This window comes from Bacteroides sp. GD17 (genome assembly GCF_038448625.1).
Classification (GTDB): domain Bacteria; phylum Bacteroidota; class Bacteroidia; order Bacteroidales; family Bacteroidaceae; genus Bacteroides.
This window is the reverse complement of the sequence record NZ_JBCEZS010000005.1, coordinates 17,505-29,850: the sequence shown is the minus strand read 5'-3', so window position 1 is coordinate 29,850 and position 12,346 is coordinate 17,505. Positions and strand designations below refer to the sequence as shown.

11 protein-coding genes are annotated in these 12,346 nt (G+C 46.6%); 4 read left to right on the top strand and 7 right to left on the bottom strand.

Translation table 11 applies throughout. The annotated features are described in order from the left end of the window. The first annotated feature begins 228 nt into the window (after positions 1-228). Complete coding sequence (recF, locus tag AAE250_RS09130) at positions 229-1,341, top strand: DNA replication/repair protein RecF (RefSeq protein WP_294601382.1); 1,113 nt, start codon at positions 229-231, stop codon at positions 1,339-1,341. Further along, positions 1,338-1,628 (top strand): DUF721 domain-containing protein, encoded by a 291-nt coding sequence (locus AAE250_RS09125; protein ID WP_294601383.1) that lies wholly within the window; start codon positions 1,338-1,340, stop codon positions 1,626-1,628. The genes recF and AAE250_RS09125 overlap by 4 nt, the downstream gene beginning before the upstream one ends. 110 nt (positions 1,629-1,738) lie before the next feature. Here AAE250_RS09125 and AAE250_RS09120 read toward each other — a convergent pair whose 3' ends face one another. The 6 genes from AAE250_RS09120 to gap all read right to left on the bottom strand — a co-directional run bounded on the left by AAE250_RS09120 (position 1,739) and on the right by gap (position 8,136). Continuing rightward, positions 1,739-2,272, bottom strand: a complete 534-nt coding sequence (locus AAE250_RS09120) for a 5-formyltetrahydrofolate cyclo-ligase (protein WP_294601392.1) — start codon at positions 2,270-2,272, stop codon at positions 1,739-1,741. Further along, positions 2,190-3,929 (bottom strand): S41 family peptidase, encoded by a 1,740-nt coding sequence (locus tag AAE250_RS09115; protein WP_294601384.1) that lies wholly within the window; start codon positions 3,927-3,929, stop codon positions 2,190-2,192. Before AAE250_RS09115 ends, AAE250_RS09120 begins: the two co-directional genes overlap by 83 nt. A 45-nt stretch (positions 3,930-3,974) precedes the next feature. Next, positions 3,975-4,406 carry a dCMP deaminase family protein gene (locus tag AAE250_RS09110; RefSeq protein ID WP_294601385.1) on the bottom strand — a complete coding sequence of 144 codons (432 nt, stop codon included), beginning with the start codon at positions 4,404-4,406 and terminating at the stop codon, positions 3,975-3,977. A gap of 16 nt (positions 4,407-4,422) precedes the next feature. Then, a complete protein-coding gene (locus tag AAE250_RS09105) occupies positions 4,423-4,932 on the bottom strand; it encodes a DUF4847 family protein (RefSeq protein WP_294601386.1) in 510 nt (169 codons plus the stop codon). Continuing rightward, positions 4,929-6,986 (bottom strand): M3 family metallopeptidase, encoded by a 2,058-nt coding sequence (locus tag AAE250_RS09100; protein WP_294601387.1) that lies wholly within the window; start codon positions 6,984-6,986, stop codon positions 4,929-4,931. The genes AAE250_RS09105 and AAE250_RS09100 overlap by 4 nt, the downstream gene beginning before the upstream one ends. Before the next feature lie 139 nt (positions 6,987-7,125). After that, positions 7,126-8,136 (bottom strand): type I glyceraldehyde-3-phosphate dehydrogenase, encoded by a 1,011-nt coding sequence (gap, locus tag AAE250_RS09095; RefSeq protein WP_342288876.1) that lies wholly within the window; start codon positions 8,134-8,136, stop codon positions 7,126-7,128. A 142-nt stretch (positions 8,137-8,278) separates the two neighbouring features. Here gap and mscL point away from each other — a divergent pair, with 142 nt between their 5' ends. After that, the gene (gene mscL, locus AAE250_RS09090; RefSeq protein ID WP_294601389.1) at positions 8,279-8,716 is read left to right on the top strand and encodes a large-conductance mechanosensitive channel protein MscL; all 438 of its coding nucleotides are present in this window, start codon (positions 8,279-8,281) and stop codon (positions 8,714-8,716) included. Positions 8,717-8,949: 233 nt separating this feature from the next. Continuing rightward, positions 8,950-10,149: an ATP-binding protein gene (locus AAE250_RS09085; protein ID WP_294601390.1), complete on the top strand. Its 1,200-nt coding sequence runs from the start codon at positions 8,950-8,952 to the stop codon at positions 10,147-10,149. Positions 10,150-10,156: 7 nt separating this feature from the next. On the opposite strand, the gene AAE250_RS09080 is transcribed toward AAE250_RS09085, so the two are convergent. After that, on the bottom strand, positions 10,157-12,340 hold the full coding sequence (locus tag AAE250_RS09080; protein WP_294601393.1) for a DUF4906 domain-containing protein: 2,184 nt from the start codon (positions 12,338-12,340) through the stop codon (positions 10,157-10,159). Positions 12,341-12,346 lie beyond the last annotated feature (6 nt).

Below are 12,346 nucleotides of genomic sequence, written 5' to 3'. Positions count from 1 at the left end.
TAATCTTTTTGTTATTATTCTTACATAGCTATTTCGACCCGCAAAAGTAACTTTTTTATGTCTATCAACGAAATTTAGAAGCATCTTTTTTTGTTTTGCTTCTCAAAACCCCGAAATTCTTCCTACTTTTCGATAAGCTAAGCTTCACCTCAGCATTAAAAATAAGCAAGCTTATTTTGTACTGCCTTCGGTTTGCATTATCTTTGTACCCGAACCCATCGTTATGATATGATACTGAAACGTATATCCATACTCAATTATAAGAATCTGGAGCAGGTTGAGCTCTCTTTTTCACCTAAGTTGAACTGCTTTTTCGGGCAGAACGGCATGGGGAAGACAAACCTGCTGGATGCTGTCTATTTCTTGTCTTTCTGCAAGAGTGCCGGTAATCCTATTGATTCTCAGAATATTCGCCATGAGGCTGACTTCTTTGTCATTCAAGGTTTCTACGAGGCGCCCGACGGCACACCGGAAGAAATCTATTGTGGCATGAAGCGCCGTCAGAAGAAGCAGTTCAAGCGGAACAAGAAGGAATATACGCGTTTGTCGGACCATATCGGTTTCCTGCCTTTGGTGATGGTATCTCCTGCCGATTCGGAACTGATAGCGGGAGGCAGCGATGAGCGGCGACGTTTTATGGACGTAGTCATTTCCCAATACGACAAAGAATACCTGGAAGCCCTGATACGCTATAACAAAGCCCTTGTGCAACGCAATACATTGCTGAAGAGCGAGCAACCGGTGGAGGAGGAACTCTTCCTGGTGTGGGAGGAGATGATGGCACAAGCCGGTGAAGTTGTGTTCCGCAAACGGGAGGCATTTATTCAGGAGTTCATTCCCATTTTCCAGTCTTTCTATTCGTTTATCTCTCAAGACAAGGAGCGGGTGGGGCTGACTTACGATTCTCATGCGCGCAATGCTTCCCTCCTGGAAGTCTTGAAAGAGAGCCGCGTACGCGATCAGATTATGGGCTACTCCCTGCGCGGTGTGCATAAGGACGAGCTGAACATGCTTCTGGGAGATTTTCCCATTAAGCGTGAAGGCTCGCAAGGGCAGAATAAGACTTACCTTGTGGCCTTGAAGCTGGCGCAGTTCGACTTCTTGAAGCGCACCGGGACAGCCGTTCCTTTGTTGCTGCTCGATGATATCTTCGACAAGCTGGATGCTTCGCGTGTGGAGCAGATTATCAAGTTGGTGGCAGGCGATAACTTCGGTCAGATTTTTATTACCGATACGAATCGCGAGCATCTGGATCGCATCCTGCACAAAGTGGGGAGCGATTATAAGATGTTCCGTGTAGAACAGGGCGTCGTTGCCGAAATGAAGGAGGAAGAAGCATGAAACGTAATAACGCCGAACAGATAGGGGCATTGATCCGTAACTTCCTCAGGCAAGAGAGCTTGGAATCGCCGCTGAACGAGCGTCGCCTTATCAGTGCCTGGCCGGAAGTGTTGGGTCCTACCATTGCATCTTATACCCGTGAACTCTACATCAAGAACCAGATTCTCTATGTACACCTGACCTCGGCTGCCCTTCGCCAGGAGTTAATGATGGGACGCGAGTTGCTGGTACGCAACTTGAATAGGCATGTGGGGGCACAGGTCATTACTAATATCATCTTCCGATAAGTCTTTTTTCAAATACTTATTTTGCCAACAGGCAGATAAGTGCATCGGCTTACACAAGTAAGTGCGTCGGCTCTCACAGATAAGTGCGTCGGCTCTCATAGGTAAGTGTGTTAGCTTACGCAGATAAGTCCGTCCATGCGGATGTCGAATGCTTCCGCCGGAACTTCTTCAACGATTTGATAGGGGAAGCAGATCCCTGCTTTGTAGGCTGAAGGAATGCGGGGCAATAGGCGGTCGTAATAGCCTTTGCCACGTCCCAGCCGGTTGCCGTTGTGGTCGAATGCCACGCCGGGAACGGCTATGAAGTCGATAGCGGCATAGTCGGTAAAGAGTGCCCCGGTGGGTTCTTCGATGCCGTAGGCGCCGATGGCTAGGTCTTCCGGTCCGGTGTATATCCGCAATTCCAGGTCGTCACCTACAACTACCGGAAGCAAGATACGCTTTTCGCGGCTCCACTTCCGGATGAATTCGTGCGTATCCACTTCATCTTTCAGCGAGTGGTATAGCAGTATGGTTTTTGCCGCCCTGAAAGCAGGATGTGCTTCGAGGGCGGCAAGTATTTCAGCAGACTGACGCGATGCGGAAGATTTGTGTTGGGTCTTCAACAAAGCCACCTGCCTGCGCAGTTCTTTTTTTCTTTCCATCATCTTTTTTCTCTTCCATTAAAGGGGCTTCCTCCGGAGCTTTAGGAAATGCCTCGCCGTTCTCCAAAAGCTCCAATGCTTTCTTCACGGTAGCATCGCTCTGGTTGATGTAGCGAATGTACTGTTCTCTGCCCAGTATGTTATAGATAATGTTGCCGTAAAGGTTTCTTTCCAACAACTGGTAGGACTTATGGATGAGCAGGTTGCGTCTCTTCACCCCTTTGGAGTCGGCAAAGCGGATGAACTGCTCTACGATTCCCTGTTGGCGGAGGTATTTCAACAGATCTTCTTCGTTATCAAATTCACTTAACTTCGCGCGGTTGCGGTCGGTGTAGTGGAAGCTGAATTGCAGAATCAGTCCCTTGTTGCTTACCTCTATCAGATAGGATGATACGCCGGTGGTGTCTTGTGGCACGAATACGTCGGGCATAATGCCGCCGCCGCCATAAACGGGTCTTCCCAGACTGGTGGAGTAGCGCAAGTTTTCGTCCATCTTGATGCTGTCGCGTGAGAAGAATTCGCCGTGTTCGTAGCGGGTAATCCAGTCCATTTCATACTTGCTGTCTTTACCATTCTCGTACGGACGCTGGATGCAGCGGCCCGATGGGGTATAGTAGCGGGCAATGGTCAGGCGGATGGCCGAACCGTCGCTGAAGTCGATGGGCTGTTGTACCAGTCCCTTACCGAAGGAACGGCGGCCTACGATAGTTCCGCGGTCGTTATCCTGGATGGCACCTGCAAAGATTTCGCTGGCAGAGGCCGAACCTTCGTTCACCAGTACGATCAGCGGCATCTTTTGGCAACTACCCGTACCGTTGGCATATTCTTCCATGCGGGGATATTTGCGTCCGTGGGTGTAGACAATCAGTTTTCCTTCGGGCAGGAACTCGTTCACCATGCGGGTGGCGGCTTCCATATATCCTCCGGTGTTGTCGCGCAGGTCGATGATCAGTCCCTGACACTTCTGATGGCTCAGTTGGGCAATGGCATTCAGCAACTCTACATGCGTGGTGCGGCCGAACTTACTGATCTGTATATAGCCGAATTCATCATTGATCATATAGGCGGCATCAATGGTATTCTGCGGAATATCGCCGCGTGTGATGGTGAAGTCGAGCAATTCTTTTTCTGTGGAACGTTTGATGCCGAGCTTCACCTGACTGCCTTTCGGACCTTTCAGGTTGCGCATAGCCTTCTCGTTCGTCAGTCCGATACCTGCAAACAAGCTGTCGTTGACCATCACGATACGGTCTCCCGCCATCAGGCCGACTTTCTCGGAAGGACCGCCCGGGATTACGCTGTTGACGTGTATCGTGTCGTCCTGAATAGTGAACTGAATACCGATACCGCTGAAGCTGCCTTCGAGTTCGGAGTTAACTTCTTCCAGCTTTTGTGCCGGGATGTAGGTGGAGTGGGGGTCGAGCTCCGCAAGTATCTGCGGCATGGCTTTCTCTACCAAATCGGTCATGTTGACGGTGTCTACGTACTGGTCATCAATGACGCGCAACAAAGCATTCAGCTTGTTGGACGAGCCGTTGATGATGCCCAGCCGGTTACCGGCAAAATGTCTGGCATAAAAAGTTCCAATCAAAATTCCTGCTACTACGCTGATGGCTATAATAAGCGGCATGAAGCGGGAGGTGCTTTTTGTACTCATAATGGATATTTACAATTTACAATTTACAATTTGGCTGCGCAATCACTAATCACCGATATATACTACTTCGATGTTTGCACGTCTCAACAGTTCGATGCCGTCTTCCAACCGGTATTTCTCGGAGTAGACCACCCGCTTGATGCCTGCCTGGATTATCAGTTTGGCACATTCTATGCAGGGAGAGGCGGTGACGTACATCGTGGCGCCGTCGCTGCTGTTGTTGGAGCGGGCTATCTTGGTGATGGCATTTGCTTCGGCATGCAGCACGTAGGGTTTGGTAACGTTGTCTTCGTCTTCGCATACGTTCTCGAAACCGGAGGGAGTACCGTTGTAACCGTCGGAGATAATCATCTTGTCTTTTACAATCAGCGCACCTACCTGGCGGCGTTTGCAGTATGAGTTTTCAGCCCAGATGCTTGCCATGCGTATATAACGCTTGTCCAGTGCTTCTTGTTTGTCTTTCATAGAATCATCCATGATATCTTATGTTTTATCATTGGGGCTTGAAACCCATTACTTTTGTTGATTGCCCGTCTTTGAAGTAGAGGGTTAATGAGTTTGTATCTCCTTCGTACTTATAGACGTTCTGTAGTCCGTTGATGAACGCTTTGCCCAGAGGGTCGTTTTCTGAGCCGTCCGTTTTCATTTCGGAAAAAGTTAATGATTTTCCATCTATATTCCATGTGCCTTCAAGGCTTTCCTTAATACCTTGTGCATTGAATTTTGTTCCCAGCAGTTGTCCGTCCAACTCACTGCCTTGAAAAACCAATGTGAAGTTGGCAGCTACATCAAAAGCTTTTAAGCTTGCATTCATAGCTTCATCGCTGCTCCATAGGCCTGAGTAGAATGGGGCACTGCTGCCTTCCGTCGTAAGCCTGCTGAGTTTCCACGTCTTCCCTGTAAAAATCTCTATAACGTCGTCTTCGTTATCACATCCGCTCAATACGGGCAGCAATGCAAACACAAACAGCAGATAGCTGATATTTCTTATTATTCTCTTCATTTCTTTATTCCATTTCTTATTAATAATGCGTCGATTGTCGGTTCTTGTCCACGGAAACGTTTGTAAAGCGTCATCGGGTGTTCTGTACCTCCTTTGGATAGGATGTTCTCACGGAAGGATGCCGCTACTTCCGGATTGAAGATGCCTTTCTCTTTGAATAGCGAGAAAGCGTCAGCATCCAGCACCTCTGCCCATTTATAGCTGTAATATCCGGCAGAATATCCTCCGGCAAAGATATGCGAGAATTGGGTACTCATGCAGGCTTCTTCTACCGAAGGAAGTATTTGTGCTTTTTCCCATGCTTTCTTTTCGTAGGCTTTCACATCGCCTTCGAATGCCGTGTTGCGTGTGTACCAGGCCATGTCGAGCAGGCCGAAGCTGACTTGCCGGAGGCAGGCGTATGCAGCATTGAAGTTCGATGAGTCTACAATGCGCTGCACCAGTTCGTCCGGTATCAACTCGTTGGTCTGATAATGGCGGGCAAAGGTATGCAGGAATTCCTTCTCTATGGCAAAGTTCTCCATGAATTGGGAAGGCAGCTCCACAAAGTCCCAGTAAACGTTGGTACCGCTCAGACCTTCGTAGGTTGTGTTGGCAAACATGCCATGCAGGCTGTGTCCGAATTCGTGCAGGAAGGTTTCCACCTCACCGAAAGTCAGCAAGGCAGGTTTGTCCTGCGTCGGTTTGGTGAAGTTCATGACGATGGATACGTGCGGACGGCTGTTTTCTCCGGTCTTTTCATCGATCCATTGTCCTTTGTAGCTTGTCATCCAGGCGCCCGAACGCTTGCCGGCTCTGGGATGGAAGTCAGTATAGAATACGGCAAGGAATTTACCGTCTTTGTCGAATACTTCGTAAGCATCCACATCCTTGTGATAAACCGGAATATCCGGATTCTTCTTGAACGTGATGCCGTATAATCTGGTTGCCAAGCCGAAAACTCCCTCCTTCACCTTGCTCAGTTCGAAGTAGGGACGGAGCATTTCGTCGTCGATATTGAATTTCCGGTCTTTCAGCTTGTGCGAATAGTAGGCCCAATCCCAAGGCATCAGCACGAAGTCTTCTCCTTGTTCCTGACGGGCCAGTTCCTGTACTTCGGCATACTCTTGTCTGGCAGCCGGTGTATAAGCATCCAGCAGTTGATTCAGCAGCTTATAAACAGCATCGCTGTTTTGTGCCATACGTTCTTTCAGGTTGTATTCTGCAAAGTTATCATAGCCCAAAAGCTGTGCAATCTCCATGTGGACATTGGCTATTCTCTTCACGATCTCCAGGTTATTGCTGGCATTATCGTGTGTGCATTTGGTGTTATAAGCCATGTAAAGCTCGCGGCGCAGGTCGCGGTTGTCGGCATACGTCATGAACGGGCTGTAACTGGGAGCTTGCAAAGTGAATACCCAGCCTTCCGTCTCTTTTTCTTTTGCCGTTTCGGCAGCGGCCTCTATGGCACTTTCCGGCAGGCCGGACAGTTGTGCTTCTTCTGTAAGAATCAGCTTATATTCGTTTGTCTCCTTCAGGTTGTTTTCGCTGAATTGCAGCGTCAGCAGGCTGAGTTCCTTGCATAAGGCACGGTATTTCTCTTTGGCCTCTCCTTCCAGGTTCGCGCCGTTGCGCACGAATCCGTTGTATATTTCTTCCAGCAGTTTGGCCTGTTCTGCATTCAGTTCTTCTTTGTCCTGCTGCTCATAAACGGTTTTAATGCGTGCAAACAACTTCTCGTTCAGACTGATGTTGTTCTCGTGTTCGCTCATCAGCGGCATTATTTCTTTGGCAAGCTCTTGCAGGTCGTCATTGGTCTCTGCACTCAGCAAGTTACCGAATACGGTGTTGACGCGCTGAAGCAACTCACCGGACTTTTCATAAGCCAATACGGTATTATCGAAAGTAGGGGCTTCCGGATTATCGATGATAGCATCTATTTCCGCATTCTGGAGGCGTATGCCTTCACGGATGGCAGGTTCATAGTCTCCGGTTTTTATCTTGTCGAACGGGGTCGTGCCGTGCGGTGCGGAATATTTTTCAAGAAATGGGTTTTGAGCCAATATATCATTCATAAGACAAAGCAATATTACATTAGTAGTCCCCTCTATCATCCTAAGTAGTCTGATAAAAAACGAACTAACTGCAAAATTGCAAAAAAAATAGGCGACTTCTATAGAAGCCGCCTATTTTTTATTATTTTCTAACTGTATATTAGCAGTTAACTGATGCCATATGAGCGATCAGGTCAAGAACCTTGTTAGAATAACCGATTTCGTTATCATACCAAGATACAACCTTAACGAAAGTATCAGTCAAAGCGATACCAGCTTTAGCGTCGAAGATAGAAGTGCGAGTGTCACCCAAGAAGTCAGAAGAAACAACTGCATCTTCAGTGTAACCCAGAACACCTTTCAATTCGCCTTCAGAAGCTTCCTTCATGGCAGCGCAGATTTCAGCGTAAGTAGCGGGCTTAGCCAAGTTAACTGTCAAGTCAACTACAGATACGTCCAAAGTCGGAACACGCATAGACATACCTGTCAATTTGCCGTTCAATGCAGGGATTACTTTACCTACAGCCTTAGCAGCACCTGTTGAAGACGGGATGATGTTGCCAGAAGCAGCACGACCACCTCTCCAGTCTTTCATAGAAGGACCGTCAACAGTTTTCTGAGTAGCAGTAGTAGAGTGAACAGTAGTCATCAAACCGTCTGTGATACCCCATTTGTCGTTCAAAACTTTAGCGATAGGAGCCAAGCAGTTAGTAGTACAAGAAGCGTTAGATACGAATTGAGTACCTTTAACGTAAGTCTTTTCGTTAACACCGCAAACGAACATCGGAGTGTCATCCTTAGAAGGAGCAGACATTACAACGTATTTTGCACCAGCTTCGATGTGAGCTTGAGCTTTGTCTTTGCTCAGGAACAAACCTGTAGATTCAACTACGTATTCAGCACCTACAGCATCCCATTTCAAGTCAGCCGGGTTTCTTTCTGCAGTGATACGGATAGCCTGACCGTTAACAATCAGCTTGCTGTTTTCAACATCAGCTTCGATAGAACCATCGAACTGTCCGTGCATAGTGTCATACTTCAGCATGTAAGCCAAGTAATCTACCGGGCAAAGGTCGTTGATACCTACGATCTGAATATCGTTTCTCTTCATTGCAGCACGGAATACGAAACGTCCGATACGTCCGAATCCATTAATACCTACTTTAATCATTTTGTTTAAACTTTTAAGGGTTCTATTAATATTTGTTCAAATATCTCTCGTCTCAAAACTGCATTTATTTCTTAAATGCGGTGCAAAAGTACGAAATTGTTTTTATATTCGCACTTAATTTCATAATTAAATAAATTAAAAGATGGGAAAAAGTTCATTTTTACAAGATTTTAAAGCATTCGCCATGAAAGGCAATGTGATAGACATGGCTGTCGGTGTGATTATCGGTGGTGCGTTCGGTAAGATTGTGTCTTCCGTTGTATCGGATGTGATAATGCCTCCTATCGGTTTATTGGTGGGTGGTGTGAATTTTACTGACTTGAAGTGGGTACTGAAACCTGCCGAAGTAGTGGATGGAAAAGAGATTGCTGCCGTTACCTTGAACTATGGTAATTTTCTGCAAGTAACGTTCGATTTTCTCATTATCGCTTTCTCCATTTTCCTATTTATAAGGCTGCTTACCAAGCTGACTGAAAAGAAGAAAGAAGAAGCCCCTGCAGCTCCTCCTGCTCCTCCTGCTCCGACGAAAGAAGAGGTTTTGCTGACGGAGATCCGTGATTTGCTGAAAGAGAAGAAATAATAGGGATAAACTATTCCGTCATTCCGGGCGTAGCGAAGAAGCTCTGTTCTTTACATCAAGGGGGAACAGGTTCTTCGCTTCGCTCTTTTTAGGACTTTTCTTTGATTTGCTTTCTGCTCTAAACAGATTTTGCTTGTTTTTGCTTTCTGCTCTAAACAAATTCCTCTTATTTTTGCTTACCTCTCTAAACAAATTTGTATATTTGCCATATCATGTAACCAATTTCAAGCAATATGGATAGTTTATTTTTAAAACAAGAGAGACTGTTGGCGCAAACAAGTACTGAAATAGTAAGGGAACTGATGAACAAGATTCATTGGGACAATCGTTTGATTGCTGTCAGAGGATCCCGCGGTGTAGGAAAAACCACTTTGATGCTGCAATATATCAAACTGAATTATCCGTCCGGAAGTCGCGATGTGCTCTATTGCACACTCGACAGTATTTATTTTAGTAATCATACGCTGCTCGAGTTGGTTGAGAAATTCTATCTCCAAGGTGGTAAACACTTGTTTCTGGACGAAGTACATAAGTACCCCACCTGGAGTAAAGAACTCAAAGAGGTATACGATTTATATCCGTCTATGCGGATTGTTTTCAGCGGTTCATCGTTGCTCAATATACTGAATGCGGATGCAGATCTTTCCAGAAGATGTTTACCCTATAATATGTATGGTCTGTCATTCCGTGAATTCTTGATGTTTTATAAGAATATCAATATCCCTACATATCTTTTGCCGGAAATTTTGGAGAATGCCGGTCACATTTGCCAGGAGATGAATGAACTGTGCCGACCGGTGCAGATGTTCAACGAGTACCTGCACGATGGCTACTATCCGTTTTTCACCGGCAATCGGGAAGATTATTATATAAGTATTGAGAATGTGGTAAACCTTATTCTGGAGCAGGAAATGCCTCTACTGTGTGGGGTTGATCCTGCTTATGTGAGAAAACTGAAGGCTTTGTTGGGCATTCTTGCTTCATCCGTTCCCTATGAAGTTGATATTACCAAGTTGGCAGGAACGATAGGGCTTACCCGGAACTCAGTAATTGCCTATCTTCAGAATTTGGACCGTGCTGAACTGCTTAAATTGCTATATTCAGATATTGTTTCTGTTAAAAAGATGCAGAAGCCTGATAAGATTTATCTTCAGAATCCGAACTTGCTTTATGCCATCGCTTCTACATCCGTACAGATAGGTACGGCAAGAGAAACTTTTGTCGTCAGCCAGCTTGCTGTAAATCACGAGGTAGAATATGGCAAAACGCAAGGTGATTTCGTTGTCGACCATAAATATACGTTTGAAGTAGGAGGTGCCGACAAAACCTTCAAACAGATTGCCGATTTGCCGGACTCTTTCATTCTTGCCGATAATATAGAATATGCTACGGGCAAAAAACTGCCGTTGTGGATAGTGGGGTTGACGTATTAGAATGTATTTACTGCTTTTCTTGAATGCACCGAACGGGATGAGCATCGCTTCCATACATTGATTTGTCTGTGAATATACCCGCACTTGTGTCACCATTATCCTTTGGTAACCGGTAGGCTATTCCCTGATTACTGTTACCTTTATTTCTGGTCCATAGCGTACACAAAATACCGATATAATCAAAGGTATTGAAATACCGTCCGTATCCGGTAAAGCGGAAGTAAGAAGTATGGGTATTGGTTGTTTCAAAGTAAACCAGAAATCCACCATCTTCCTCTCTGGTTGCAAAGTTTTTGATGTTTCTGTTTCCATAAGTCGGATCAGCCAATCCTGTTCCTTCCGCGACGATGGCTTTCATTTCATCCTTAGATGCAATTCTCCATCCTGCCGGGCATGGATCCCAGACCGTTTTATTGGTGCCTCCCCATTTATCCGAATCACTATTACTCCATGCCGGCCCCTCTCCATTAGCAGCATAAAACGCTAATGGCTGTTGGCAAGATGCTTGTGGACTTACCGTTCCTTTTTTGCCTTCATTCTTCACATACGTTATTCCGTCTGCTTTGTATCTGTTCTGCATTCCATCGGGAGGAGTATCCGCATCTTTATTGTCTATTTTATTGTTTGGTATTTGCTTGATTGTGTAGCTGCTGGGATACGGGTCTTTACGCCCCCATTGATAATGGAAACCGTGCGTTTTAGACTTCTCTACAAAATCTTTAGGGGCTTCGTCAATGTATCCTGCCATGGCGCCCAGGTTGCGATCCATCATTGGAAGAACATTGGGGTTATTTTTTGTAAAACGTAGTTTTCGCTGATTGACAGGCTCATATACTGCTTCACTTCCGGTTGCTGAGGGATGATAATCCGTCACCCACACATGCCAGCTCCATACGATATTTCCCGTGCCGTCCTCTCCGTCGTAAGCGGCAATGGCTCCGCTGCCGCCCGAGGTGTTGGCGGCTACGCGGCAGTATATCAGGCATTGTCCTTTGTTGTTGGCCGGCACAGTTATGATACTACTGCCGTCCGTCCGCTTGATGTCTACAATATTGGTCTGGTCGCCTGTGGAGTTGGCAATGCCCATCACTGGGTCGCCCACATCTCCGTTCTCTCTGGTCTGCCAGAGAAGCTTTACAGATTTAATTCCTGTACCGGTGGTGTTATACCATCCCGTCATTTCAGTATTCGTTATCTCTGCACCATTTTGTTGATAAGCAAACGGGTCGAAACAGAATGCACCACCCGGAGCTACCATAAAGCAGTTGGCGGTCGGCACTTTGTTGTCGTTATTCTCCGAAGCCGGGATAGGGTCTATGTACGTTACGCGCTTGTCATTGACGGGAATTCCCGTATGACTGAAGTTTACGGTATAGACGTAATCTTTATTGAGATACATATTAAAATCGGTCGAAGCCCCCGAGCCGATGTAGACACGATAGTCCAGTTTCTTTTTGATGTCTGCATCACTGGTGGCTACAAAGTTCAGGAAGCTGCTGCCCGTAGGTGCATTGGCTTTGATTCGTTGCAGATCCGAAGTCGCTGCTGCATTTTCGCCGCGTACATTGGCCGGTACCCACCATGAATACGAACCTTCTGCCGCATTGTCATCGGTTATTTTTGCTTCCAGTATTGTGAACTGTGATACGATGGAGGGGTAGGTGCCATCGCTTTCCGGCTTGTTTACGATGGCATAGTTCATGGGTACGCTTTGCAATAGCAGTTGTTTCAGCTTATAGCCCGATACCGTGTAGTTCCAGTTTACAGTCAGTCTCGTTGCCAGCCGTTTCAGCATCAGGCGGGCATCGTAACTACCGTCTATGCTTTGAATCACCGGTTTGTCATTGACAAGTGCCACTTTTACATGTTCCAGATGAAGCACATAAGGCATGGCGTTCATGCCGTTCGTTGCGGCAGGATCAATCGCATTGATGGCGGACGAACTTACAGTCATGTCTTGTACCTCGCTCAACGACTTGCTTCCCAGTGTGCTCACAGCCGGGCCGCTTCCGCGGGCTACTATCACCAGCTGGCAATCGTCTCTTGTTGCCAGGGTAACCTCCAGATGCTCGCCCACTTCTTTCGTTCCAAGTTCTCCTCCGGTCGACGGTATATAGCTACCATCCAGCTCGTACTGCCTGATTTCCAGATTGTAAAGTTTATCAGGAACATCCGTCGAGGCACGGGTCATGACTCC